Below are 25,398 nucleotides of genomic sequence, written 5' to 3' on the forward strand. Positions count from 1 at the left end.
CGACACAGTCTCCTAGCGCTCCACCCTCAACCGCCAAGAGTCGGGCCCGCCCGGGCCCGGCTGGTAGACGCAGAACACGCCGGTGCGCACGGAGCGCTCGAGGTGATGCCCGAGTCGCGCGTCGTGCTCGGCGATCGCGCGGACGGCGCCACGGATGGCGCGCGTGACGTTCACGCGGGCGCGCTCGGCGGCGCTGCCGGCCTTGCGGTCGCGGCCGCCGAGGCCGACGGCGCGGGCCAGCTCGGCGCCGATGAAGTCGAGCTCCTCGCGCAGGCGCGCGGCGCGCTCGACGTCGTGGAAGCGGTCGGCCTCGTCGAGATCCTCGCGCAGCTCGGCGACGCGCTCGCGATAGGCGTTCTTGGCCTCGCCGTCGAGCAGCTCGCCCGCGTCGCCGCCGTCGCTGAGCACCGTCTCGCCGCGGTCGGCGGTGGCCGCAGCGCCGCGGGCGCCCGCGTCGATCGGCCCGCCGACGAGGTCGATCGCGTGCACCTCCACGTCAGGCCGCTCCAGGAGCGTCGCGAGGTACTGCAGGCCCTTGCGGTCCTTGAGCCGCACGACCGCGCCGGCGCCGGTCACCGTCCAGATCTCGCCCTCCAGGCGCAGCGTCGCGCTCGTGCCGCCCGACGACGGCGCGGCCTTTGCGGCGGCGGAAGCGGGCGCCGCCGCGTCGCGGTCGCCCTGCGGTGCGCGGTCGGCCGCCGAGCCCAGACCGCGCCCGTTGCCGCCGCCCACCGGCATGGCCGGCAGCGCGTTGAGCGCGCGCTCGTAGCCGAGCAGGCCCGCCGCGCGGCGGGCGAGGGTCGCCGAGCCTAGGCGCTGGGAGGCCGCCGCGGCGCGCTCCAGCAGGGCGCGGCCGCGCTCGCGGTCGTTCGGCCCGTCGCGCTGCAGGAGCAGGCGCGCGGTCGCCAGCTCGGTCCGCGCGATCCAGATCGGCGCGCGGAGCGCGGCGTTGAGGTCGGCGGCCCGGTGCAGGTGCTCCTCGGCCTCGGCGTACGCGCCGATGACGCCGGCCACCGCGCCGAGATGGTGGTCGACCGTGCCCCACGCGCTGACGCCGCTGAACACGACCTGGCCGGCCCATGGCAGCAGCAGGTCGTAGAGCACCGTCGCCGAGGCGCGGTCCTGCAGGTGCGCGGCGACCTCCGCGTAGATGACCAGGCCCGGCAGCCACGTGACGTCGGGCGGCAGCTCGCCGAACTTCGAGGCGTTCTCGTGGCCGAGCAGGCGGCGCGCCTCGTCGTCGAGATCGCCCTCGCAGCACGCGAGCGCGAGCACGGCCCGGAACGCCGGGATGCCCGGGTTGTCGGAGACGACCTGGGCGATCAGCGGCTGGAGCTCAGCGAGCCTGCCCTGCTCGTAGCGGATGTTCGTCAGCTGGCTGGTGAAGAACGACAGGGCGTCGGGCTGCGCGCTGGCGGTCGCGATCTGCAGCGCCTCCTGGGCGTGCTGCTCTGCTTCGGTCAGGCGGCCGGCGACGACCTCGAGGTTCGCGCGGTCGTAGGTGGCCAGCCAGCGCATCGTCGGCTGGCCGAGGCGGTCGGCCAGCGACGCCTCGTGCTCGACGTCGCGCCACGCGTCGGCCAGGCGCGCGGCCTCGACGAACGCCGCGGCGCGCCAGTGCACGGCGTGGAACTCGGCGACCGGGTCGCCGGTGCGGCGCGCGGCCGCGACGTTCTCGTCGCTGTTGGCCACGCGCTCGCCGAGCGTGTCGGGCATCCACAGCGTCACGAACCGCAGGCTCAGCACGCGGCTCAGCGCGGCGGGATCGTCCAGGCGGCGGGCGAGCCCGACGGCCTCGTCGCTCAGGGCGACGCGCCGCTGGCGGTCGGCGGGCGAGAAGGACAGCTCCGCGGCAAGCGTCGCCAGCAGCACCGCGCGGTCGGGGGAGTCGTCCTCGCCGACCGCCGTGAGCGCGTCCTCCAGCGCATGCAGGCGCTCGTCGTCGACGACGCCCGAGGCGCTGACGAACCCACGGCTGTTGGCCAGCACCGCGCGCACGAGGCGCGGCCCGTCCTCCAGGCGCCGCGCCAGCGCGGCGGCCTCCAGCAGCGTGCCGCGGAACTCCGGGTCGCCGGCCTGGCGCTGCGCGTCGCCCAGTCCGACGAGCAGCTCGAAGCGCGTGATGTCCTCCGCCCCGTCGAGCTGGCCGTGCAGCTCCAGGCCCTGCCGGTACCAGCGCACGCCGTCGTCGGGCGCGAGCTGGGCGACGGCGTGCGCGCCGGCCAGCAGCGTGTAGCGCAGCGCGGCCTGCAGGTCGGCGGGCTCGGCGTTGAGCCAGTGGCGCGCCAGCTCGGCGACGCGGGGATGTGGAGCACCATCGGCCCCGTCGCCGTACAGCTCCTCCAGCGCGGTCGCCGCGTGCCAGTGCAACCGCGCGCGGCGCCCCGGGCCGAGGCCCTCGTACAGCGTGGTGACGATCAGGCCGTGCGCGAAGGCGTAGCGGTCGCCTGGGCGGCGCGGCGCGACGACGAGCGCGGCGTCGGCGGCGCGGTCGATCGCGGCGACGACATCGTCCACCCCGCCGCCGTCCTGCAGCATGCGCCCGATCAGCTCGAGGTCGAACTCCTGGCCGATGACCGCCGCTGCGGCGAGCGGCTCGCGCACGGAGTCGCCGAGGCGCTGCAGGCGGCGCTCGAGGACGTCGCGCACGCTGGCGGGCACGGGTGCGGCGAGGAGGTCGGCGCCGTGGTGGCGCAGGATCTCGGTGACGAAGAACGCGTTGCCCGACGTGCGGCGCTGCAGGGTGTGCGCGGCGTCGAGGCCCGCGCTGTCGAGCTCGTGGCCGGTCGCGTCGCGCGCGAGCTCCGCGACGGCCTGCGCCTCCAGGCCGGCCAGCTCCAGGCGCGTGACGTCGGGCTCGCGGTGCAGGTCGGCCAGGAGCTTGGCCAGCGGGTGCTCGTCGTCGAGCTCGGTCGAGCGGAACGTCGCGACGATCGTCAGGCGCAGCCGCAGGTCGGCGGCCGCGAGGTGGCGCAGGAGCAGCAGCGTCGGCGTGTCGGCCCACTGCACGTCGTCGAGGAACAGGACGACCGGGCGCTGGGACTGCTCGGCGTTCAGCAGGCCGGCGACCGCGCTGAAGAGCAGGTAGCGCTCGGTGTCGCCGTCGGCGACCTGGGGCGGCGGCGCGCCCGGCAGGCGGCGGTCGAACGCGCCGACGAGGCGGCCGAGCTCGCCGCCGTGCTCGGAGACGTGGCGCTCCAGGACCGCGTCGGCCGCGTGCTCGACGAGGTGCGAGAGCGCCTCGACGAACGGCTGGTAGGGCATGCGGAGGTCCTCGTCGCACCGGCCCTGCAGGACCGTGGCCCCGCGCGCGTGCGCGGCGACGGCCAGCTCGCGCGCCAGGCGCGACTTGCCGATGCCGGGCTCGCCGCCGAGCAGGACGACCTGGCGCCCGCCGTGGGCGGCGCGCGACAGCAGCGGCTCGAGCTGGGTCAGCTCGCGCGCACGTCCGACGAACACCGCGGGCCGTGCGACCTCCAGGCGGGCCGGGAGCGGCACGGCCGGCTCGGGAAGCGGGTTCCAGCGGATCTCCGCGGCGGAGTCGGGGCCGCCGAGGCGCCGCGGCTCGCCGACGTCGAAGTCGCCGCCGCGCAGGCGCTCCCACAGCCCGACGTCGACCAGGATCTGGCCGGCGCCGGCCAGCGCGCAGAGGCGGTCGTCGCGACCGGGCTCGACCGCGGCGGCGATCCGCAGCACGCCGGGCAGCGCAGCGGTCCGGTTGTCGGCCTCGATGCGCTGCTGCAGCTCGATCGCGCACGCCGCGGCGTCGCGCGCCGTGGCGAACTCGACGTGCAGCCCGTCGCGCTCCGCGCGCACCTCGAGGGCGCCGTCCGCCGCCGCCACGACCGTCTGCATGAGCGCCATCTGGCGCCCGCGCGCCTCCGCACCGCCCGCGAGGGCGGCGGAGAGCTGGATCGTGGTGTGCTGCGCTGGGTGGTCTGGGTCTCCCATGCCCCCGGCTCCGTGACAGGGCCGTCCGACGCCCGCATCATGACGGAGCCGGGGAACGTGGGAGAGGTGCGGCCTGGAATGTCCGGCGGAGGCGTCCGTCCGTGGTCCGTCGATAAACGCTCCAGAGCGCGCCATCCCCGCCGCGCTCGCGTGCCGCTTTCTGTCGTCCTTGCCCACCCAGGGCGTGACGTCGCGGCGAACGCCGTTCAGCGGCCCTGAACGGCCCTGCGCAACGAGCTGAACGGCACCAGACGCTAGGGTGAGCCCCATGCCCATGGTCCCGATGGTGATCGAGCGCACCGCGCGCGGCGAGCGCGAGTACGACATCTACTCGCGTCTCCTGAACGAGCGGATCATCTTCCTCGGCACCGCCGTGGACGATCAGGTGGCGAACCTGATCGTCGCGCAGCTCCTGCATCTGGAGTCGGCGGACCCCGACAAGGACATCTCGATCTACATCAACTCGCCGGGCGGCTCGATCTACGCCGGGCTGGCGATCTACGACACGATGCAGTTCATCAAGCCGCAGGTGTCGACGATCTGCGTCGGCATCGCCATGTCGATGGGCTCGCTGCTGCTGATGGGCGGGGCCCACGGCAAGCGCTTCTCGCTGCCCAACAGCCGGATCCTGATCCACCAGCCGTCGTCGGGCTTCGAGGGGCAGTCGACCGACATCGAGATCCACGCCCGCGAGATCATCAAGACGCGCCACCGCATCGACGAGATCTACGCCAAGCACACCGGCCAGCCGCTCGACAAGGTCCACAGCGACATGGAGCGCGACCGCTTCTTCAAGCCCGACGAGGCCGTCGAGTACGGCCTCATCGACAAGGTGATCTACAAGCACTAGCGGGGCAATCGCCTCGATGTCGAGGCCCAGCTCGGCCAGGCGGCCGGCGCCGCGGTCGGTGATGACGAAGGCGCCGTCGCCGAGGCGGACGATGCGCTCGGCCATCGGGGCGTCGGCCAGCGCCACGCCGGCCTGCCCGGCGAGGTGGTCGTGCGCGGGCGCCCGCCGGGCCGTCGAGGGACGAATGAATCTCGTACAGCGAGATTCAGTCGTCCCTCGACGCTGGTTGGCGCGGGCGTGGGTGGCGTCCCGCTCCGGCGCTCTCCGTTCCGCGCCCGCGGATCGGTGGCGATGACGAGAACCAGCGCAAGCCGGGGCGCCGGCGGGATCGGTCGTCCGCGCGCGTTCGCGCACCAGGGTGGGCCTGTCCAGCGCGGTCGCACCGCGCCCAACAGGCCCACCCCGACCGCCCGGACGGCGGCGGACGACGCAGAGGCGGCCGCGCCCGCCCGCACCACACGTCGAGGGACGAATGAATCTCGTACAGCGAGATTCGTTCGTCCCTCGACGCCCTGGGACGTCCGGGAGGCCCCGCCGCGCCCCCTACGCCCCCGCGCAGCTCGCCGGGCGCTTGTGGGACTTCAGGAGCTTCTCGAACGCCACGGGACGGGCCGTCATGACGCCGTCGACGCACCAGTCGATGAGCTTCGTCCAGGTCGCCGGGGACTCGCCGTCGTCGCTGAGCCAGGTGTGCCAGGCGTAGCCGTCCTGGTGTGCGTGGGCCACGTTGGCGGCCGTCGTGATGTTCAGGACCGTGCCGTTGAGCTCGTAGGTGATCGGCAGCTGGAAGGCGACGACGTTCTCGCCCGGCGACTTGCCCCCCAGCAGCCAGTCGGCGGTGCCGCCGATGCCCGGCGCCAGCGGGATCTTCGGGGCGAGCTGGTGGAAGCGGTTGACCGCCTCCTGCTTGAACGAGACCACGATCAGGTCGCGGCGGGGCGAGCCCTTGAGCAGCTTGGCCAGCACCTCGGCGTTCTGCTCGTACTCGGCGACCGCCTCGGCCTTCGTCCGGCCCTTGATCTCGATGTTGATCGGGGTCTTCGGGAACGCCTTGAGCACGTCGCGCAGCGTCGGCACGCGGAAGTCCGCGGCGGTGTAGCCCTTCGGCGCGCGCTTCTTGCCCGTCGCGACGCCGCGGAAGGTGTAGGACTTGGCCGGGCGGTCGTGGCGGTAGGCGTCGTCGGCGGCGTGGAACCAGTACGCCCCGTCGAGCTTCTCGACCTGCGCGAGCGTGTGCGAGGCGATCGTGCCGCTGCCGTTGGTGGTGCGGTCCAGCGTCGTGTCGTGCATCACCACGACCTGGTCGTCCTTGGTCACCCCGACGTCGAGCTCGAGCATGTCGGCGCCGGCCTTCAGCGACCGCTCGAAGGCGTACATCGTGTTCGACGGGAACTCGTCCTCGCCGCCCTGGTGGGCGATGTTCAGCGGCTGCTTCTCCAGCCACGGATTGGTCGCCGCACCGGCGGCGGGAGCCGCGACGGCGAGCATGAGGAGGGACAGGACCGTGGGGAGTGCGCGTGACATCGCGCGGCAGTCTGTCACATGGCCTGGCGGCGGCTCGCGGCCGCCCGGCGGACGCTCAGGCCACGCGATGCTCGATGGCGCCCAGCGCCTCGATCTCGATCCGCACGCGGTCGCCGGACTGCAGGAACTGCGGCGGATCCATCGCCTGGCCGACGCCCGAGGGCGTCCCGGTGAGGATGACGTCGCCGGGCTCCAGCGTGCAGGTCTCCGAGAGGAACGCGACGATCGCCGGCACGCCGAAGATCAGGTCCGACGTCGAGGAGTCCTGGCGCAGCTCGCCGTTGACCCATGTGCGCAGCGACAGCGCGTGCGGATCCTCGACCTCGTCGGCCGTCGTGATCCACGGGCCGTACGGGCAGGAGCCGTCGAAGCCCTTGGCGCGCGTCCACTGCGGCTCGCGCTTCTGGAGGTCGCGGGCGGTCACGTCGTCGGCCACCGCGTAGCCGGCGACCGCGCCGGCGGCGCCCATCACGACGGCCAGCTCGCCCTCGTAGTCCAGCCGCTGCACGACCGCCGGGCAGTGGACGTCGCCGCCGGGCGCCGCCGCGCTCGAGGGCAGCTTCATGAAGATGATCGGCTGCTCCGGCAGCTCCATGCCGGTCTCCCTGGCGTGCTGGGCGTAGTTGAGCCCGACGCCGAAGATCGCCCGCGGCCGCGGCACCGGCGCCAGCAGCTCGACGTAGGACAGGCGGTGCTCGGCCCCCGTGGCGGGGGCGCGGTCGCCGGAGGCGAGGCGATCGAGGACCGTGGAGCCGTCGGCGAACGCGACGACCGCGTCGCCGCGGACCTCGCCGGCCAGCGGCGCGCCGGCGCCGGGGAGCAGGAACGTCGCGAGCTTCATGAGGCGCCCGAGCCTAGCGCGCGACCGCTACGGCGCGCCACGGGCAGCGGGGGCGGAGCCGGCAGCTCGGACAGCTCCGGCGCGGGCGTCACGCCGGTTTGCGGACGATCGGGCGAGAGCGCTCAGTCGCGTCCTCGGCGACCGTCGCGGCGCGGCGCGGCGGCAAGGGCCGCGCCAGCAGGCGTGCTACGGCGTGCGCGCGGCGCGGCGCTGCCGGCGACGCTGAGCCGCGGCGGCGCGGCGACGATCGGCCGGGCTGGCCGTCTGCTCGGTCTCCTCGCGATGCTTGGCCCACTTGGCGCGCTCTGCGTCGGTCATCGTGCGGATCGTCAGATCTCCGGACGTGACCTGATCCTGGATGCGCTCGAGCTTCGCCTCTCGTGCTGCCTGATCTCGCTCTCGCTGCGTCTTCGCCATACCTACAGGATACCCCGCCGCGGACACCACTACCGCAAGTGGTCCTTCTCGTGCGTTCTGACCTCAAGATCCAGGTGCGTCGGTCGACCCCGGTGAGAAGATGATCGGGCTGCGCAGGGGTCGGCAGGAGCGCGTCCACGTGCTCGTCCCCCGGCTCGTCACCGTCGAGGCCGCGGTGGCCCGCGTGGTCACCGGCGCGGCAGAGCTGGCGCTGCTGCAGCCGCCCGCGATGCCGCTGCGCTTCCTGCACCGGCGCAGGGCCACGATCGTCCCGCTCGCGGGCGACGGGCGCGTCGACGGCACGCTGCTGGCCGTGCCGGGCCCCGACGGCAAGGTCCGCGACGACGTCCTGCACTTCCTGCAGGCCGTGGTCCCGCTGGCGCCGCCGCGGCCCGAGCAGCGCCGCGACCACGCGCGCATCGACCTCGTGCGGCCGGCGGCGATCATCCCCGAGGGCTTCCAGGTCGGCTGGCTCAACGGCTTCGTGCGCAACGTCAGCGCCGGCGGCGTGCTCGTCGCCGGTGCCGAGGCCCTGGAGTCGGGCGACCGGCTGCGGCTGCGCTTCGAGCTCGACGACGAGGAGGACCTGATCGACCTCATCGCCCGCGTCGTGCGCACCGACGACGACGTCGGTCTGCGCGGCCTGCGCCTCGAGAACCTCAGCGAGCGCGAGCGCGAGCGGATCGTCCGCTTCGTCTTCGCGCGTCAGCGGCGCGCGCTCGCCGAGTTGCGAGCACGCGCCGTCTGACGGCCTCCGCGGTCCCCGTCAGCCCGTCGTGTCGCGCTCGCGGATGCTCGTGTCGTCGTTGGTCGCGGATTCGCGACCGCGGACGAAGCGCTCGTGCTCGGCGGCCAGGTCGTCGTCGGCCAGGCCCTCCTCGTGCAGCGAGGCACGCGATTCGTGCAGCTCGGCCTCGGCGCGCTCGGCGCGGGCCTCGCGCTCGGCGCGGTCAGCGTCGGCGAGGCGCTCCTGGGCGACCTCGTGGTGCGCGCCGGCGACCTCTTCACGGCGACGGATGACCTGGCGCTCCCGCTGGCGCGCACGCGAGCGCGGCAGGACGAAGACGACCAGGGCGATGACGATGAGCGCGATCACGACGATCGCGATGATGGCTCCGGTGCTCATGGGGGCTCTCCTCCCGATGGGACGTTGGTCCCATCCGTGTACCCGTACCCTGGGTGGCTGATGTCCTTTCTGTTGTCCAGCCTCATCCTCGCCCGCGGCGGCAGTGGCAGCGGCGGCTTCGGCGGCGGCGGAGGTGGCGGCGGTGGGCGCTCCTTCGGCGGCGGCGGTGGCGGCGGCTTCGTGGCCGGCGGCGGGGGCGGCGGGATCTCCGTCGTCTTCATCGGGCTGATCGTGGTCGTCGTCCTGCTCTTCCTCATGGCCGGCGCGATCGCGTCGATCAAGTACCGCGGTCGCCGCGCCCAGCGCGTGCGCGCCACGGAGCTGGCGGCCGCCGAGGCCGCGACCGACGACGAGGACTTCGAGCCCGACAACGTCCGGGCCGCGGCGACCGAGCTCTACCACGAGATCCAGCGCCGCTGGTCGGCCAACGACGTGGAGGGGCTCGAGGAGATCGTCGGCCCCGACCTCATGGTCGAATGGCGCCGGCGCCTGGAGGACTTCCGGCGCCGCGGCTGGCACAACCGCTGCGAGCCCACGGGCGACCCGGCCATCGAGTACGTCGGCCTGGTCAACCGCGAGGGCGAGGACGAGGACCGCGTCGTGGTGCGGATCACCGCGACGATGCTCGACTACGTCGTCGACGCCCACGGCCGCACGATCATGCGCCAGGGCCAGACCGACCCGTCGACCACGATGCAGGAGTGGTGGACGCTGCACCCGCCCGGCGAGCGCTGGCGGCTGCTGTCGATCGAGTCCGAGGCCGAGGGCCGCCACCACCTGCTCGACGAGCTGATCGCCGTGCCCTGGGGCGACGACCGCGTCCGCGACGAGGCGCTCGTGGAGACGGCCGTCGCCGGCGCGCTGCCGGGCGGCGTCGCCGTCGCGGAGATCGCGCCGGCGATCCTCGACGCCGACGCGCGCGCCGCCGCGCTGGACCTCGCGCTGGCCGACGGCCGCTTCGCTCCCGACGTCCTGGAGGTCGCGGTGCGCCGCGCCGTGGGGGCGTGGGTCGAGGCCGTCGACGGCGCCGACGACGCGCTGGAGGCGCTGGCCGACCGCGACGCCATCAGGGCGCTGCTGTACGGCGGCGACGGCTCGGGCCGCACGCGCGTGGTCGTGCGCGGGGCGCGGGTCCAGCAGCTGGCGATCTCCGGCATCGACGCGCACGCCGAGCCCGCGACGATGGAGGCGACCGTGACGCTCCGCGGCCGGCGCTACGTCGAGGACCGCGACACCGCCGACGTGCTCGGCGGCAGCAAGAGCAGCGACCGCGAGACGGTGCAGCGCTGGACGTTCGCCCTCGGCGACGACCCCGCCACGCCGTGGCGGCTCGCCCGCGTGGCGTAGGGACCTCGGGCTCAGCCGTCGGCGGCGGCCGTCGCCGCCGCCGCCGTGAGCGCTTGGACGACCTCCGTGCTGCCCGACGCCATCAGCGCGCCGAAGAGCGTGCCGAGCAGGAGGCCGCGCAGCTCGTCGCGGGAGAGGTCGCGGTGCGCGATCCAGTCCAGGCACGCGCCGTCCATGAACCACAGCCAGCCGCGGACGGCCGTCCGCGCGCCGGGCGGCACGGCCACGCCCTCGCCGGCGATGCCGCCGAGGATCCGGGTCGCCGTGCTGGAGCGGACCTCCTCGACCATCGCCCGGACCTCCGGGACCTCGCCGACGGTGATCAGCAGCTTCTCGTAGCCCTCGCGGTGCTCCTCGATCCAGCCGAGGTAGACGTCGAGGCTGCGCTCCAGCTGTTGGGCCGGCGGGAGCGTCGCGTCGGGCTCGGTGCGGGCGCGCAGCTCCTCGGCGGCGGCCTGCAGCGTGGCCTGGAAGTAGGCCTGCTTGGACGGGAAGTAGTGGTACAACAACGCCTTGGAGATGCCGGCCTCGCGGGCGATCCGCGCCATCGACAGCTCCGAGTAGGCCGAGCTGGTGAAGAGCTTCTCGCCGAGGGCGATCAGCTGCGCGCGCCGCTCGTCGACGTCGAGGCGGCGGTAGGCGGGTCCGCGGGCGTCGGTCACCACTCCATCTTACCGCTCCTCTTGACCGCCGGTCGATAAGTCGTTACCGTCCTGTTGACCAGTGGTCGACAAGGAGCGAGAGATGGTCGTTGACGAGCAGCGGATGGACGAGATCGAACGCCACGCAGACGACCTCGAGGCGCGGCTGGCGCGCGTCGAGGCCGCCGTGCGGCAACCGGCGAGGGCGACGGCGACGACGACGACGGGCTCACGCTCGCTTGCGGCGGTGCACCCCGACTGGGCGGCGAGCGCGCCCGCGGGGCCGGTGCCAGCCCACGCCGCGGCCACGGAGCGCCCGACGCCCGCCCCAGCCCCGGAGCGGCCGGTGCCCGCCCCCGCCACGGCGACGGCCCTCCCTCGCCCCCGCTCCGCGGCCCTCACCGGCGCGTCCCTCGAGGATCTCCTCGGCGGACGCGTGCTCGCATGGGTCGGCGGTGCGGCGCTGCTGCTCGGCGTCGCGTTCTTCCTGGCCATCGCCGTCTCGCGGGGCTGGCTCGGCGAGGATGCGCGGTGCGTGCTCGCCGCCGCCGGCGCGCTCGGGCTGCTCGCCTTCGGCGTCCGGCTGCGCGAGCGCGGCGGGCCGGCCGAGGCCGCCCTCGCCGCCGCCGGTGCGGCCATCGGCGCGCTCGACGTGACGATCGTCGTCGCGACCCGCGCCTACGACCTCTTCCCCGCCACGGCCGGCATCGCCCTCGCCCTGGCGGTCGGCGCCGGCGCGACGGTCCTGGCGATCCGGTGGCGCTCGCAGGCCGTCGCCGCGCTCGGCATCCTCGGCGGCCTGCTGGCCCCCGCGCTGGCCGGCGCCACCTACGACGGCGCGACGATCGCGCTCCTGCTCGCCTGCGCCGTGCCGGCCGCGGCGGTCCTGATCGCCCAGCGCTGGGACCGCATCGCGCTCGCCGCGTTCGCCGTCACCGCCCCGCAGCTCGGCCTCTGGCTCGTCCGCGACCCGTCCTCCGGCGCGGCGCTCGCGGCGCTCGGCGCCTTCGGTGTCCTCACCGTCGTGCAGGCGGTCGGCTTCGAGCTGCGCACCGCCGCGCCCGGGCTGCGGCCCGCCTCGGCGTTCCTGCTCACGCTCGACGCGCTCTTCCTCGCGGGCGCCGGCAGCGCCGTCGCGCTCGGCCACGACCAGAGTGCCGTCGCGCACCTCTGGCTCGCCGGCCTGGCCGCCGCCCACCTCGGGGTCGGGATGACGACCGGCCGGGTGCCGCGCGTCTCGCGCGAGCTACGCCTGCTGGCGCTGTCGCTCGGCGTCGTGCTGGCCGACGTGGCGTTCGCCGCCGCGGTCAGCGGCGTCGCGCTGCCGGTCGGCTACGCCGTCGGCGCGCTCGCGTTCGCGGTCCTGGCCCGCGCGCTGCCCGAGCGCAAAGCCGACCACCTCTTCGTCCGCGCGGGCCTCGGCGGCCACGTCCTGCTCGCCGCGGCGCACGCCCTGACCGTCGACGCGCCGGCCGGCGCGCTGATCGGCGGCGGCGCCTCGGTCGACGCGGGCGCGGCCGCCCTGGCGCTGGCCTCGGTCGCGGCCGCGTCGTTCGCCGGCGCACGCGTCGCGACGCTGCCGCGCGAGATGCGCGCCGCGCTCGATCTCACCGCGCTCGCCGCCGTCGCATGGCTCTCGGCGATCGTGCTCGCCCCGGTGCCGCTGGCGATCGCGTGGGCCGCCGAAGGCGCGGCGCTGGCGCTCGTCTGGCGCCGCAGCGGCGAAGCGGTCGCCACCGGCGCGGCATGGGCGCACCTCGCGATGGGGACGAGCGTGGCGTTGATCCTCGTCGCTCCGCCCAGCGCGATCGTCGACGGCCTCGACGACCCGCTGGGCGCGACCGCGGTGCTCGGCGCCCTCGCGCTCGCCCTGGCGCGCTGCGCCCGCACCGGCCTGGGCGGACCCGACGAGGACGACGAGCGCATCGTCACCGGCCTGCTGTACGGCGGCGCTGCGCTGACCGTCCTCCTGCTGGCCTCCGAGCTCGTCGTCACGCCGTTCGACCTCCACGCCGGCCAGGTCGCGCTGTCGGCGCTCTGGGGCGTGACCGGCGCGAGCGCACTCGTGGCCGGCCTGCGGCTGGACCGCGCGATCGTGCGCCGCGCCGGCCTCGGCCTGCTGCTGGTCACGATCGGCAAGGTCTTCCTCGTCGACCTCGCCACGCTCGACAGCGCCGCGCGTGCAGGCTCGTTCCTCGCGCTCGGCTTCCTGCTGCTCGGCGCCGCGTTCGCGTGGCAACGCCAGCGCCCCGCGGTCGGCCGCGCGGCGGACGTGGCGGCCTGAGCGACGGTTCCGCGACCCGCGGCGAGCGGACCGGGCAGACTCCGCACCTCGATGCGGTTCCGCCACATCCTGCTCGCCGTCGCCGCGGGCCTTGCGCTCGCCGACGCCTCGGTCGTCACGCTGGCCCTGCCCGAGCTGCTGCGGGAGCTCAACACATCGGTCGAGGGCGTGGCCGCGGTGCTGATCGTCTACGCCGCCGTGATCGTCGTGGCGCTGATCCCCGCCGAGCTGCTCCAGCGCCGGCTCGGCGCGCCGCGGATGGCCGCGGCCGGGCTGATGCTGTTTGCGGCGGCGTCGCTGGTCTGCAGCGTCAGCGGCTCGCTCGGCATGCTGCTGGCCGCGCGCGCCGTCCAGGCGGCCGGCGGCGCCGCCGCGCTCGTGGCGGCGTTCGGCCTGCTCGAGCCGCAGGGCGCGGCCGGCGCGCGCGGACGCCGGCTCTGGCTCGGCACCGCGGTGCTCGCCGCGGCGGTCGGACCGGCGCTCGGCGGAGCGCTGACCGAGGCGCTGTCCTGGCGCGCCATCTTCTACGTGCAGGCGCCGGTCGCGGCGCTCGCGGCGCTGGCCGCCTGGCAGGAGCCCCGCCCCGCGCCCGTGCCCGCGGTCGACCCCGCCGACGCGCCCCGCACGCAACCCGGCCCTGCGATCGCGCTGGCGCTCGTCTCCGCCGCGCTCACCTCCGTCCTGTTCCTCCTGGTCCTGCTGCTCGTCGCGGGCTGGGACGTGTCGCCGCTGCGCGCGGCCGTCGCGGTGAGCGTGATCCCAGCCGGCGCCCTGGTCGGCTCGCGGATCCCCGGAGCGCCGCGCGCTCGCGCGGCGGCGGGCTGCGCGCTGGTCGGCGCCGGCGTGCTCGCGCTCGCCTTCCTGCCGGACGCGCGGCTGCTGTGGACCGTCCTGCCGCAGGCGGCCGCCGGCCTCGGCATGGGGTTGGCGCTGCCCGCCCTCGGCGGCGACCTGCTGCCCGAGCGCGACGCGCGCGACGCGTCGCGCCTGCTGACGCTGCGCCACGTCGGCATCGTCGCCGCGCTGCTGATCCTGGCGCCGATCGTCAGCGCCCAGCTGGCCTCGTCGACCGACCGGGCGCGGGAGCGCGGCGTCGCCGTGGTCCTCGACGCGCGGCTGCCGCCCGCCGACAAGATCCGCCTGGCGCCCAGCCTGCTCGCCGGCGTGGAGGACGACCAGCCGCGCGCGGGGCTGCGCAGCGCGCTCGCCGCGGGCCGGACGCAGATCGCCGCCGCGGACCGCCCGGCCTACGCCGACCTCGCCACGCGCGCCGACGACACGCTGGTGCTCGCCGTCGGCGAGGCGTTTCGCACCGCGTTCCTGGTGACCGGCGCGCTGGCGCTGCTCGCCGCGCTCGCGGTCCTCCCCCGTCGCCGGCCGAGCCGGCCGCAGGCCCTGGCGCTCGCGGCGGCGACCGCGGTGATCCTCCCGCTGGGCTACCTCGGCCTGCACGCCGCGGTCGCGCCGAAGCCCGTCGCGCTGCGCGATCCGTGCCGGCCGCGGGCGCTCCCGCACACCGGCGGCCTGCTCGGCGCCGCGCAGGACGCGGTGCTGTCGACGCTCGACACCACGGCGTGCCGTGCCGGGTCGACCCGCGAGGAGCTCGTCCTCGCGCTGGCCGACGAGCGCGACCGCCGCCGGTTCGAGCAGGAGCACGGAGTCGATCCGCGCAGCCTCTCGAACGTCCTTCAGGCCCTCCTGGGCTGAGCCCGAGGCCCAGCCCGCCGCGGCGTGCCGCCGCGTCGCCGCCGAGCTACAGAAGCTCGGGCAGCGCCTCCTGCGGGTCTCCGTGCAGCAGCCAGCCGGTGTCGGTCCGCTCCACGAGGCCGCGGCGCGTGAGCACGCCGAGGGCCGTGGTGACCGAGGGCCGGCGGGCGCCGACGAGCTTGCCGATCGTCTCGTGCGTCAGCGCGAGCGGCACCCGCACGCCCTGCGGGGACACGCGGCCCCAGCGGTCGGCGAGCAGCCAGAGGAGCACGAGCACGCGAGCGTCGACGCGGGGCACCTGGGCGATGGCGCGCTGCACCGAGAGCGAGCGCGAGCGGCGCACGGTCCGGCCGATGAGCGTGTCGAGCATCGTCGGCCATCGGCCCGCCACGGCGGCGAAGCGCCGGTCGAGCACGGCGACGCGCGCGGGCTCGAGCACGGCCCAGGAGACGCTGCCGGGCAGCGGGTCCAGGGAGGCCTCGTCATCCCAGGGGCGGATGATGTCGCCCTGGCCGAGCAGCTCGGTCGTCGACCGACCGGCGAGCTCGACGTCACGGGTGATCAGCCCGTCGAGGACCAGCAGGCCCACGGCAGGAGCGGCACTCTCGCCATTGGGCGAGGGGAACTCGAAGGGACCGGTCGGCAGAGCATGCACCGCCGCGACGGCGTGCCTCCGGGCGAGATCTCTTGCATCCCCGCTGAGTCCCGCTCCCAATTCGGGATCGGCATCGAGGATCGAGATCAGTGGACGTTGGGTCATTGTCTGACTGGACACCAGACTCTCGGGTTTCCCCGTCTGACCGGAGACAAACACCGGCGATCGACGGATAGCTCCATTGTCGGGTCGGATCGACCGGAAAATCGTCCGACGTGATCCGATTTCCGGTGCTCACCGATCGCTGTCACCCAGCAGACACCATCGACGGCGGCCGGTCAAGCGCCAACCACGCTACCGCGCCGCCCTTGGCGGGTAGCCGGGAATCCGATGGCCGACCTCGACCCTGGCACCATGGAGGGCCCCATGGACTCGCTGCAGGGACAGCTGCTGGTCGCCTCGCCGACGCTGACGGACCCGAACTTCGCCCGGGCCGTCGTCGCGATCGCCAACCACGACGAGGATGGCGCGCTCGGGATCGTCCTCAACCGCCCCAGCGAGACGGAGGTCGCCGAGGCCGTGCCGGAGCTGGAGGACGTGGTCGACAGCGCCGAGGTCGTCTTCGTCGGCGGTCCGGTCCAGCCGGCGTCGATCGTCGTGCTCGCCGAGTTCGAGAACCCGGCCGAGGCGGCCTTCCTCGTGGTCGGCGGCATCGGCCTGGTATCCGAGCGCACCGGCCTGGAGCGCCTCGACATCGTCACCGCGCGCCGCCGCGTCTTCGCCGGCTACGCGGGCTGGGGCCCCGGCCAGCTGGAGGCCGAGCTGGAGCGCGAGGACTGGATCGTCGACCCCGCGCACCCCGAGGACGTCTTCGCGGCCGAACCCGTCGACCTGTGGGGCCGGGTGCTCGACCGCAAGGGCGGCCAGTTCCGGCTGCTGGCGCGCATGCCGACGGATCCGTCGGTCAACTAGCGCGCCCACCCGTTACGCCAGCAGCGCGAGCAGCACCACCACGACGATCCCGAGGCCGATGAGGCCGAAGACGATCGTCTGCGCCGGCCAGTTGCGCAGCCAATGGCTCGGGTCGGACCGGTCTCTGGTGATATGTCCCTCGGGAGGGGTCCCGACCCAGTCGTCGTCATCGTCTCGGCGTGCGCCCATGGGCCAGTGTTACCCGCTAGCGTCCGCCGCGTGGCGAAGAAGAAGCCCGCGCGCCCGGCGCGCCCGCAGAAGAGCGCCGAGCCCACGACCGCGCAGTTGCGGCAGGAGTACTACGCGCGCCGCGCCGCCGAGCAGGCCCTCGAGGAGCTCGGGCTGCGCCTCGACGAGCGACCAGCGCCGAAGGGCGATGCCAACTGGTGGTCGGAGGCCCAGGCCGGGCTCGACCGCCTCGAGATCATGCACGCCGTCTGGCGCTTCACCGGCCTGACGGGCTACGCGCCCGAGCCCGAGGACTTCGATCCCGACCAGGGGTGGCCGACCCCGAGCGAGGTCGAGGCGGTCTTCGGCTCGTGGGACAAGATGCTCGACGAGTCGGGCATCGACGAGGCGATCTTCGGCGTCGTCGTCGAGAAGGCGCTCGCCGCGCACGAGAAGCTCGGCGCCCGCGAGAAGGAGCTCGAGCAGCAGGCGCGCAAGCTCGAGGACGAGGGCCGCAAGATCCCGGAGCTCAAGCGCCGCGAGGAGGTCGCGCGCGCCAAGCGCGACGAGGCCGACACCGCGCGCCAGGAGGCCGAGGCCGCCCGCGATGCCATCGGCCGCGAGCGCGACGCGCTCGCCGCCCGGATCGCCGACCTGCAGGCGGAGGCCGACGGCCTGCGCGCCGCGGCCGCCGCCAGCGCCGACGCGCGGGCGGGCGGGGCAGAGCTCGAGCTGCTGGAGGAGATGGAGCGCGCGCTGGCCGACCAGGCCGCCACCCAGCAGGCGCGCGACGAGCTGCACGACCGCATGGAGCGGCTGCGCGCCGAGCGCGAGCAGGACCGCCGCACGATCGCCGAGCTGACCCAGCTGCTGGCGCGCGTCGACGCCGAGGTCGGCACCGCCGCCGTCGATGCCGAGCCCGAGACGCCGCCGGCCACGGTCCTGGAGGCCGTCGAGCGCGCCGCCGCCGAGGCCAAGCACCTGCGCTTCGCGCCCAAGGCGTTCGAGACCGCCGCCGACTCGCCGTTCCGCCGGCCCGGGCTGGTGCTGCGCACGCTGCGCAACCTCGACGAGCTGGCCGGCCGCTACGCCACCGGCGACATGGGCAAGTCGCTCGGCCAGGCCGCCGCCGAGCACGGCATCACGCAGTGGAAGCCCGACATCGCCGAGACGACCCGCAAGCGCTACGAGGACGACTACTCGTTCGCGCTGGAGGGCTCCTCGCGCAAGCTCTGGGTCGGCCCGCACATCGGCCTCGGGTCCGGGTCCGGCGCGCAGTTCATCGCCCGCGTCTACCTTCATGTGAGCGACGGCTCCGATCCGGAGGTGCCGCGAGGCATCGTCGTCGCCGTCGTCGGCCGCCATCTGCCCGACACCACCACCTGAACCGCTGAGGCCCATGACCACCCGCGACATCGCCCACGTCGTCGAGGACGAGCTCAAGCCGCTGCTGCGCGGCGTGACCCATGCGTACACCTTCTGGGTGGCGCTGGCGGCGGCGATCGCGCTCGCCGTGCTGGCCCCGGCGGGGACGCCGCGCGCGGCGTCGATCGTCTACGGCGCCGGCCTCTGCGCGCTGTTCGCGGCCTCGGGCAGCTACCACCGCTGGCGTTGGGACCCGCGCTGGCGCCCGCTCCTGCGCCGCATCGACCACAGCACGATCTTCGTGTTCATCGCGGCGTCCTACACGCCCGTCGCGCTGCTGGTGATGCACGGCACGCTGCGGTGGGTGATCCTGGCCGCGGTGTGGACAGGGGCGCTCGGCGGCGTGATCCTGAGCGTCGCGTGGATCACCGCGCCCCGTGTCCTGAGCGCCGCGTGCTACCTCGCGCTGGGCTGGGTGTCGGTCTTCGCGCTGCCGCAGATGATCGAGCACCTCGACCTGACGCCGCTGATCCTGCTCGGTGCGGGCGGCGTGCTCTACACGATCGGCGCGGTCGTCTACGCGACGAAGCGGCCGAACCCGTGGCCGACGACGTTCGGCTTCCACGAGGTCTTCCACGCGCTGGTCATCGCGGCGGCCGCGGTGCAGTTCGTGGCGATGGCGGGCTGGGTCTTCCCGAGCGCCTGACCGGCGCGACGTCGACTGAACGTATCCGTTCCTACTTCGTGGTAGCTTTGGTCCATGGCCAGCACCGCCGAGACCACGCAGGACACCGCCGAGACGCCCGCCGAGCCGGCGTTCTCCCTCGCTCTCACCCAGGAGCAGAAGGACGTTCGCGACTGGGTCCACGGATTCTCCGAGGGCGTCGTCCGCCCCGCCGCCCACGAGTGGGACGAGCGCGAGGAGACGCCGTGGCCGGTCATCCAGGAGGCCGCCAAGATCGGGCTCTACGGCTTCGAGTCGCTGCAGCAGTTCGCGGCCGACCCGTCCGGGCTGACGATGCCGCTCGTCCAGGAGGAGCTCTTCTGGGGCGACGCCGGCATCGGCATGGCGATCATGGGCACCGGCCTCGCCGCCGCCGCGATCGCCGGCCAGGGCTCCTGGGATCAGGTCATGGAGTGGATCCCGCAGTGCTACGGCACGCCCGAGGACGTCAAGGTCGCCGCGTTCTGCGCCTCGGAGCCCAACGCCGGCTCCGACGTCTCGAACATCCGCACGACGGCCAAGTACGACGCGGCCTCCGACACGTGGGTCCTCAACGGTCAGAAGGCGTGGGCCACCAACGGCGGCATCGCCGACATCCACGTGGTGATCGCCCAGACCGACCGGGAGCTCGGCTCCCGCGGCCACGCCGCGTTCATCGTGCCGATCGCGACCGAGGGCATCGAGCAGGGCTCCAAGGTCAAGAAGCACGGCCTGCGCGCGTCGCACACCGCGGACGTCCACCTCGACGACTGCCGCATCCCCGGCGCCAACCTGCTCGGCGGCAAGGACAAGCTCGACGAGCGCCTCGCCCGCGTCCGCGAGGGCAAGAAGGGCAAGACCCAGGCCGCGATGCAGACGTTCGAGGCCACGCGCCCCGTCGTCGGCGCGCAGGCGCTCGGCATCGCCCGCGCCGCGTACGAGTACTCCCAGGACTACGCCAAGGAGCGCGAGCAGTTCGGCAAGAAGATCATCGAGAACCAGGCGATCGCGTTCGCCCTGGCCAACATGAAGATGGAGATCGACGCCGCCCGCCTGCTGGTGTGGCGCGCCTCCTGGATGGCCCGCAACGGCATCCCGTTCGAGAACGCCGAGGGCTCGATGAGCAAGCTGAAGGCCGGTGAGGTCGCCGTCTGGGCCACCGAGCGCGCCATCCAGATCATGGGCGGCAACGGCTACACGCGCGAGTTCCCGGTGGAGCGCTGGCACCGCGACTCGAAGATCTACACGATCTTCGAGGGCACGAGCGAGATGCAGCAGCTGGTCATCGCCCGTGCCATCTCCGGGATGCGGATCTCCTAGGACCATGGGCCGAGCGCGGGCGGCGCATCTGGGACCCGAGCTGCGCCGCCCGCTCGTCCTGGACGCCGCCCTTCCGCTGTTTGCGACCGACGGCTACGACGCCGTCTCGATGCAGGCCATCGCCGACGCGGCGGGCGTCTCCAAGCCGGTGCTGTACTCGTGCTTCTCCTCGAAGGAGGAGCTGTTCGAGGAGCTGATGCGCCGCGAGGAGCGCAAGCTGTGGCACCTGGTCGAGGACTCGGTCCCGGCGCCCGGCGCACCCGGCGACAAGGAGGACCTGCTCCGCTACGGCCTGACCGGCCTGCTGCGCGCGGTCGTGGCGGCCCCCGACGCGTTCCGCGTCATCTACCTCCAGCGCCACGGCGAGAACCGCATCGAGCGCGGTCGCGAGCACTGGGAGCAGCGCATGGCGGAGGTGCTCGCCGCCTGGACGAAGCTCCCCGATCGCGAGACCGCGCTGCTCGGCCGCATGCTCGTGGCCTTGGCCGAGCTCGGCTTCCGCGTCCAGCTCGAGGAGCCCGGCCAGTGGCAGCCCGACGCGCTGGCGGCCTACCTCGCCCGCGTGGTCGTCCGCGGGATCCCGAAGAGCGACTAGTCGCCGAGCGCGTCGCGGATGCGGAGTGCGACGGCGTCGCGCTCGGCGTCGTCGTCGTACGTCGTCCGCGGCCAGAAGAACCCGCGCAGCCCGTCCTTGAAGTTGCGCGGGACGACGTGGGTGTGCAGGTGCGCGACCGACTGGCTGACGACGTTGTTCATCGCCACGAACGTGCTGGCGGCCTCCATCGCCTGCGGGACCGCGATGCTGAGGCGCTGCACGACCGTGAAGTACGGCCCGACCGCGGCGGGCGGGAGATCGGCCAGGGTGACGACGTGCGTGCGCGGCACGAGCAGCGTGTGACCGGCGAACAGCGGGCGCGCGTCGAGGAAGCCGACGTGATCGTCGTCCTCGTAGACGACGGCCGCGGGCACCTCGCCGGCGACGATCTGGCAGAAGATGCACGGCTTCACGGCGCGGAGCCTACGCAGGACCGGCGCACGCAGGGCGCGCGCGCCGGTCGACGCAGCCCGGGCGGCCGGTCAGCCGCGCGGCGCGACCGGCTCTCCGGCGTGCTCCTGCGCGGCGAGCGGCTCGCCCGCCGCGCCGGCCGCGGCCCGCGTGTTGCGATCCGTGAGCCGTTCCACCGGCAGCGTCGGCGCCACGTCGGCCGCGCCGAGCCGGGCGGCGTCGGCGCCGAGGTCGTCGTCCTGCTCCTGGGACTCGCGCTCGGCGGCGACCCGGGCGCGGTAGTGGTCGAGCTCGCGCTGGGCGTGCGACTCGTCCCAGCCCAGCGGGCCGGCCATCAGCTGTACGGCGGTCTCGGCGGCGGTGAGCCCGCGATCCCACGTCTCGATCGAGATCCGGGTGCGCCGCGTCAGCACGTCCTCGAGGTGCGTGGCGCCCTCGTGCGTGGCGGCGTAGACGATCTCCACGGCGAGGTAGTCGTCGGCGCCCTCCAGCGGCTTGCCCAGCTCGGGATCCTCGGCGATCAGCGCCAGGAGCTCGTCGATGAGCGACCCGTAGCGGTTGAGCAGGTGCTCGATCCGCGTGACGTGGATGCCCGACTCGTCGGCGATCCGGTTGCGCGCGTTCCAGCGCGCGAGGTAGCCGTCGGCGCCCAGCAGCGGGATGCGGTCGGTCACCGACTCGGGCACGTCGTGCTCGAGCCCGTGCACCGCCGCGTCAACCGCGTCGGCGGCCATCACGCGGTAGGTGGTGTACTTGCCGCCCGCCACCGCGACGAGCCCCGGGACCGGGTGCGCGACGATGTGCTCGCGCGTCAGCGCGCTCGTGCTCTCCGACTCGCCGGCCAGCAGCGGCCGCAGGCCCGCGTAGACGCCCTCGACGTCGTCGTGGCCCAGCGGCGTGACGAGGTAGCGGTTGACGTGCTCCAGCAGGTAGTCGATGTCCTTCTTGCTGGCCGCCGGGTGGGCCTTGTCGAGCGTCCAGTCGGTGTCGGTCGTCCCGATGATCCAGTGGCGACCCCACGGGATGACGAACAGCACGCTGGTCTCGGTGCGGATCGTCAGGGCCGTGTCGCCGTGGATGCGATCGCGCGGCACCAGCAGGTGCACGCCCTTGGACGCGCGGACGTGGAACTGGCCGCGCGCGCCGACCATGTCCTGCGTCTCGTCGGTCCACACGCCGGTCGCGTTGATCGTCTGGCGGGCGTGCAGCTCGATCGGCGGACCGTCGGGGTCCTCCAGGTCGCGGACCTTGACGCCCGTGACGTGCTCGCCCTCGCGCAGGAACCCGACGGCCTGGGCGCGCGTGGCGATCTGCGCGCCGTAGGAGACCGCGGTGCGGGCGAGGAACATCGTGTGGCGGGCGTCGTCGACCTGCGCGTCGTAGTACTGGATCGCGCCGGTGAAGCTGTCCTTCTTCAAGGCGGGGAACTTCTTCAGCGTCTGGGTGCGCGTGAAGTGCTTCTGCGACGGCACGCCGCGCGACCGGCCGAAGGCGGTGCCCATCGTGTCGTAGAGCACCAGGCCCGCGCCGACGTACGGGCGCTCCCAGCCACGGTGGTTGAGCAGCGCGAGGAACGGCAGCGGGTGCACGAGGTGCGGCGCGAGCCGGTCGAGCAGCAGCGCTCGCTCGCGCAGCGCCTCGCGCACGAGCGGGAAGTCGAGCTGCTCGAGGTAGCGCAGCCCGCCGTGGATGAGCTTGCTCGATCGCGAGGAGGTGCCCGACGCGAGGTCGCGGGCCTCCACGAGCGCGACGCTGAGCCCGCGGCTGACGGCGTCGAGCGCCACCCCGCTGCCCACCACCCCGCCGCCGACGATCGCGATGTCGAACTCCTCGCTCCGCATGCGCTCCAGAGCGCGGGCGCGGGTCTCGGGGTTGATGGCTCCGTGCGTGGTGTCGCTCATGAGTACGTCATTCCGGGATCACCCAGCGTCCGGCCCGTTGAAGGGCGGGCGCCAGTCGGCGAGTAGGGATGTGCCGCTCATCGTCGCTCATGTAGGGCTCGTGGCGCTGTCCTTTGGAGGACAGAGTCTCCCACGGGTGGTCGACCGGACACGCTTCTCACGTGCCCGAGCCGTTCACTCTCCCAAACCTCAGGCGGCGTCGGCGAGCGGCGCCGCGGGTGCCGCGGGGACCACGCCGGTGAGCGTGCGCAGGGCATCGACGCAGCGCGCGTCGAACGCCGTCCCGGACTCCTCGACGAGCAGCGCCATCGCGCGCTCACGCGTCCACGCACCGCGATAGACGCGCGGCGAGACCAGCGCGTCCCACACGTCGGCGACGGCGAGGATGCGCGTATCGAGGTCGAGCTCGTCGCCGCTCAGGCCGTCGGGGTAGCCGGTGCCGTCGAGGCGCTCGTGGTGGCCGCGGACGACGCGGCGGATCTGGTCGGGGTAGCCCAGCTCCACGAGCAGGTCGTCGCCGAGGACCGGGTGGCAGCGGATGACGGCCATCTCGGCGTCGGTCAGCGCGCCGGGCTTGCCGAGGATCGCGTCGGGGATCGACAGCTTGCCGATGTCGTGCAGCAGGCCGCCGAGCGCGAGGTCGTGCAGCCGGCCGGCGGAGAGGCCGAGCGCCTCGCCGATCGCGACGGCCCACTCGGCGACGCGTCGGGTGTGCTCCTCGGTCGAGCGGTCCTTGGTCTCCAGGCGCGTCATGAGCACGCGCACGCGGGCGCCGAGGAACGCCTCCTCCTCGGCCACGAGCTCGGCGGCGGGCAGATCGCCGACCAGCGGATGCGACGGGCGCCCGCGGTGGACGTCCATCGCCACCGGCACGCCGACGAGCGTGACGCCGAGGAGCTCCAGCGCGTGGCCGGTCCACCAGACCCACGTGAACGGGTCGAGCACGAGGACGGGCACGAGCGCCATGCCGAGCCACACGATGCCGACGACGACCACGAGGTCGCCGGTGCGCCGCGTCAGCGCGAAGGTGCGCACCGCGCGCGAGGCCACGATCGCGAAGAACAGCGCGCCGACGACCAGCAGGACGACGGCGGCCGACGAGCCGTAGCCCGGGACGGCCGGGACGTCGGCGGGATAGGCGAAGCCGGCGATGCCCAGCGCGGCGATCAGCCCCAGGACCGCGACGAGCGCGACGGCGACCGTGCGCAGGTGGCGGGGCCCGCGCAGGGATGGCAGCGCGGCGACGGTGAGGATCGCGCCGCCGATGGGCAGCGCCAGGCCGCCCGCGACGGCGACGACGCCGTTGGGGCCGATGATCACGCCGGGCGTCGCGAGACCGTGGATGGCGAGGATGAGCGTCATCGCCGCGAACGCCCCACCGGCGACGACCGCGCGGGTCTCGCGGCGGCGGAAGCCGGCCCACATCAGCGTGCCGCTGGCCAGGGCCGCGATCGTCGAGCCGATGGCCATGATGAAGAGGTGCTGGGTCGCGGTGACGGGCGCGCGGTTCTCGCTGACGAGGAAGTGCATGGCGGCGGCCGGAACCGCAGCGCTAGCGGCGATGAGCGTCAGGTTGGATCCCAGGCGGCTGCGAAGCAGACGTTCCACTGCCCGAAGGGATCGGCTGGCCTCCGCGGAGCTTGAGCGAACGGGCACCGGTTCAGGGATGTGCGGTGTAGCGCAGCGTCGCCGACGCGCAGCGCTGGCCCGTGGCGATCGTGCCGCGGACGCGCAGCGTGCCGCTCAGGCGCCCGTCGCTGCGCAGCAGCCCGGTGAGCGTCACGCGCTGGGCCGGCTCGCCGGCGACGAGGCGGAAGCGCCCGTCCTTGGCGATCGCCGCACGGCCGCTTTCGCTGACCGGCAGCGGGCCGACGTCGCCGAACGTGTCGCACGGGTAGCGCGACACCGTCACGCGCACGCCGACCACGACCCGGCCGCGCACCTGCACCACGATGCGGCGGCCTTCGATCGTGTGGCCCGTGTAGGGCACGGCGTCGGCGAGCACGCCGTCAGGTTCGCAGACCGCGATGCTGGACCGCCGGTCGGAAGTGCGTCGACAGCAGGAGGAAATCCCGTGACGGTGCAGCCGCTGCCGTCTACCGTCCCGCCATGAGCGATGGCGACGAGCCCACGGTGGTGCGGATCATCGACGAGGACGAGGGATCCCTGGCGCGTCGTGTCGACCTGGCGCTCTCGGGCCTGCCCGACGGATCCCGCGTCGACCACTTCACCTACTGGTACACCGGCCGGCCACCGCTGCACGAGGCGACGGTGTCGCCGCCGGCCGAGGGCGGGGCGCAGCAGTAGCAGCGCGGCGTCAGGCGCGGTCGCCGGGCGGTCGCCGGGCGAGCACTTGAGCGCTCGGCTCGTCGACCGCGATCCAGCGGATGTCCCGGGGCAGGGTCACGATGGCCCCGGCCTTCTCCCAGTCCGCGCCGTAGTCACCGAGGGCGAGGTCGCCGACGCCACCGTCGAGATCCACCTCGCCCGTGAGTGGGACGTTTATGTCCTCGAACGAGTAGCCCGTGTCCCATTCGTGAAAGGGCCGGCCGTCGAGCTCCGCCCGCCCGGTGAACCGCGCGTCGAATCGCCCGTCGCGGCAGCGGAGATGGCCGACGACGCCGGTGACGACCAGGTGCCGCCCGTGGAGGGAGTCAGGAGACGACACAGCTCACCCTGT

24 protein-coding genes are annotated in these 25,398 nt (G+C 74.2%); 11 read left to right on the forward strand and 13 right to left on the reverse strand.

What is annotated here, in order from left to right; translation table 11 throughout:
* Positions 1-12: 12 nt before the first annotated feature.
* Positions 13-3,951, reverse strand: a complete 3,939-nt coding sequence (locus tag VK501_RS10705; RefSeq protein WP_324337398.1) for an ATP-binding protein — start codon at positions 3,949-3,951, stop codon at positions 13-15.
* A 268-nt stretch (positions 3,952-4,219) separates the two neighbouring features.
* Here VK501_RS10705 and VK501_RS10710 point away from each other — a divergent pair, with 268 nt between their 5' ends.
* Positions 4,220-4,801 carry an ATP-dependent Clp protease proteolytic subunit gene (locus VK501_RS10710; protein ID WP_324337399.1) on the forward strand — a complete coding sequence of 194 codons (582 nt, stop codon included), beginning with the start codon at positions 4,220-4,222 and terminating at the stop codon, positions 4,799-4,801.
* Between the two features lie 543 nt (positions 4,802-5,344).
* Here the strand turns inward: VK501_RS10710 and VK501_RS10715 are convergent.
* The 3 genes from VK501_RS10715 to VK501_RS10725 form a co-directional block, all read right to left on the reverse strand.
* A complete protein-coding gene (locus VK501_RS10715; RefSeq protein ID WP_324337400.1) occupies positions 5,345-6,325 on the reverse strand; it encodes a glycerophosphodiester phosphodiesterase family protein in 981 nt (326 codons plus the stop codon).
* Positions 6,326-6,380: 55 nt separating this feature from the next.
* On the reverse strand, positions 6,381-7,166 hold the full coding sequence (locus tag VK501_RS10720) for a fumarylacetoacetate hydrolase family protein (protein WP_324337401.1): 786 nt from the start codon (positions 7,164-7,166) through the stop codon (positions 6,381-6,383).
* Positions 7,167-7,352: 186 nt separating this feature from the next.
* The gene (locus VK501_RS10725) at positions 7,353-7,583 is read right to left on the reverse strand and encodes a hypothetical protein (protein ID WP_324337402.1); all 231 of its coding nucleotides are present in this window, start codon (positions 7,581-7,583) and stop codon (positions 7,353-7,355) included.
* A gap of 100 nt (positions 7,584-7,683) precedes the next feature.
* Here VK501_RS10725 and VK501_RS10730 point away from each other — a divergent pair, with 100 nt between their 5' ends.
* A complete protein-coding gene (locus VK501_RS10730; protein WP_324337403.1) occupies positions 7,684-8,331 on the forward strand; it encodes a PilZ domain-containing protein in 648 nt (215 codons plus the stop codon).
* An 18-nt stretch (positions 8,332-8,349) separates the two neighbouring features.
* Here VK501_RS10730 and VK501_RS10735 read toward each other — a convergent pair whose 3' ends face one another.
* A complete protein-coding gene (locus VK501_RS10735) occupies positions 8,350-8,709 on the reverse strand; it encodes a hypothetical protein (protein WP_324337404.1) in 360 nt (119 codons plus the stop codon).
* Positions 8,710-8,769: 60 nt separating this feature from the next.
* Between VK501_RS10735 and VK501_RS10740 the strand changes: the two genes are divergently transcribed.
* Positions 8,770-10,056 (forward strand): TIM44-like domain-containing protein, encoded by a 1,287-nt coding sequence (locus VK501_RS10740; RefSeq protein WP_324337405.1) that lies wholly within the window; start codon positions 8,770-8,772, stop codon positions 10,054-10,056.
* A gap of 11 nt (positions 10,057-10,067) precedes the next feature.
* On the opposite strand, the gene VK501_RS10745 is transcribed toward VK501_RS10740, so the two are convergent.
* On the reverse strand, positions 10,068-10,718 hold the full coding sequence (locus tag VK501_RS10745; RefSeq protein WP_324337406.1) for a TetR/AcrR family transcriptional regulator: 651 nt from the start codon (positions 10,716-10,718) through the stop codon (positions 10,068-10,070).
* A gap of 82 nt (positions 10,719-10,800) precedes the next feature.
* Between VK501_RS10745 and VK501_RS10750 the strand changes: the two genes are divergently transcribed.
* Together VK501_RS10750 and VK501_RS10755 are read left to right on the forward strand one after the other, a co-directional pair.
* Entirely contained in the window at positions 10,801-12,981 is a 2,181-nt protein-coding gene (locus VK501_RS10750) for a DUF2339 domain-containing protein (RefSeq protein WP_324337407.1), read from the forward strand.
* A 51-nt stretch (positions 12,982-13,032) separates the two neighbouring features.
* Positions 13,033-14,688, forward strand: coding sequence for an MFS transporter (locus VK501_RS10755; protein ID WP_324337408.1), 1,656 nt, complete (start codon positions 13,033-13,035; stop codon positions 14,686-14,688).
* Positions 14,689-14,734: 46 nt separating this feature from the next.
* Here VK501_RS10755 and VK501_RS10760 read toward each other — a convergent pair whose 3' ends face one another.
* Positions 14,735-15,277, reverse strand: a complete 543-nt coding sequence (locus tag VK501_RS10760) for a Crp/Fnr family transcriptional regulator (RefSeq protein WP_324337409.1) — start codon at positions 15,275-15,277, stop codon at positions 14,735-14,737.
* 432 nt (positions 15,278-15,709) lie between these two features.
* Here VK501_RS10760 and VK501_RS10765 point away from each other — a divergent pair, with 432 nt between their 5' ends.
* Positions 15,710-16,255 (forward strand): YqgE/AlgH family protein, encoded by a 546-nt coding sequence (locus VK501_RS10765; protein ID WP_324337410.1) that lies wholly within the window; start codon positions 15,710-15,712, stop codon positions 16,253-16,255.
* Between the two features lie 12 nt (positions 16,256-16,267).
* Here VK501_RS10765 and VK501_RS10770 read toward each other — a convergent pair whose 3' ends face one another.
* Positions 16,268-16,444, reverse strand: a complete 177-nt coding sequence (locus VK501_RS10770; RefSeq protein ID WP_324337411.1) for a hypothetical protein — start codon at positions 16,442-16,444, stop codon at positions 16,268-16,270.
* A gap of 30 nt (positions 16,445-16,474) precedes the next feature.
* Between VK501_RS10770 and VK501_RS10775 the strand changes: the two genes are divergently transcribed.
* The 4 genes from VK501_RS10775 to VK501_RS10790 are packed head-to-tail and all read left to right on the forward strand — an operon-like array spanning position 16,475 to position 20,406.
* Complete coding sequence (locus VK501_RS10775) at positions 16,475-17,809, forward strand: hypothetical protein (RefSeq protein ID WP_324337412.1); 1,335 nt, start codon at positions 16,475-16,477, stop codon at positions 17,807-17,809.
* Between the two features lie 13 nt (positions 17,810-17,822).
* Positions 17,823-18,494 (forward strand): PAQR family membrane homeostasis protein TrhA, encoded by a 672-nt coding sequence (gene trhA, locus VK501_RS10780; protein ID WP_324337413.1) that lies wholly within the window; start codon positions 17,823-17,825, stop codon positions 18,492-18,494.
* 54 nt (positions 18,495-18,548) lie between these two features.
* Positions 18,549-19,811, forward strand: coding sequence for an acyl-CoA dehydrogenase family protein (locus VK501_RS10785; protein ID WP_324337414.1), 1,263 nt, complete (start codon positions 18,549-18,551; stop codon positions 19,809-19,811).
* Between the two features lie 4 nt (positions 19,812-19,815).
* Positions 19,816-20,406, forward strand: a complete 591-nt coding sequence (locus VK501_RS10790) for a helix-turn-helix domain-containing protein (RefSeq protein WP_324337415.1) — start codon at positions 19,816-19,818, stop codon at positions 20,404-20,406.
* Here VK501_RS10790 and VK501_RS10795 read toward each other — a convergent pair.
* The 4 genes from VK501_RS10795 to VK501_RS10810 form a co-directional block, all read right to left on the reverse strand.
* On the reverse strand, positions 20,403-20,819 hold the full coding sequence (locus VK501_RS10795; protein ID WP_324337416.1) for an HIT family protein: 417 nt from the start codon (positions 20,817-20,819) through the stop codon (positions 20,403-20,405). The two genes, VK501_RS10790 and VK501_RS10795, sit on opposite strands and share 4 nt — an antisense overlap.
* 69 nt (positions 20,820-20,888) lie before the next feature.
* A complete protein-coding gene (locus VK501_RS10800) occupies positions 20,889-22,718 on the reverse strand; it encodes a glycerol-3-phosphate dehydrogenase/oxidase (protein WP_324337417.1) in 1,830 nt (609 codons plus the stop codon).
* A 189-nt stretch (positions 22,719-22,907) separates the two neighbouring features.
* On the reverse strand, positions 22,908-24,326 hold the full coding sequence (locus tag VK501_RS10805) for an HD-GYP domain-containing protein (protein WP_324337418.1): 1,419 nt from the start codon (positions 24,324-24,326) through the stop codon (positions 22,908-22,910).
* A gap of 52 nt (positions 24,327-24,378) precedes the next feature.
* Entirely contained in the window at positions 24,379-24,723 is a 345-nt protein-coding gene (locus tag VK501_RS10810) for a hypothetical protein (RefSeq protein ID WP_324337419.1), read from the reverse strand.
* Between the two features lie 104 nt (positions 24,724-24,827).
* Here VK501_RS10810 and VK501_RS10815 point away from each other — a divergent pair, with 104 nt between their 5' ends.
* Positions 24,828-25,025 carry a hypothetical protein gene (locus tag VK501_RS10815; RefSeq protein WP_324337420.1) on the forward strand — a complete coding sequence of 66 codons (198 nt, stop codon included), beginning with the start codon at positions 24,828-24,830 and terminating at the stop codon, positions 25,023-25,025.
* Positions 25,026-25,035: 10 nt separating this feature from the next.
* On the opposite strand, the gene VK501_RS10820 is transcribed toward VK501_RS10815, so the two are convergent.
* Positions 25,036-25,386: a hypothetical protein gene (locus VK501_RS10820; protein ID WP_324337421.1), complete on the reverse strand. Its 351-nt coding sequence runs from the start codon at positions 25,384-25,386 to the stop codon at positions 25,036-25,038.
* Positions 25,387-25,398: the final 12 nt, after the last annotated feature.

Origin of the sequence: Baekduia sp., assembly GCF_035318805.1 — a bacterium.
Lineage (GTDB): Bacteria > Actinomycetota > Thermoleophilia > Solirubrobacterales > Solirubrobacteraceae > Baekduia.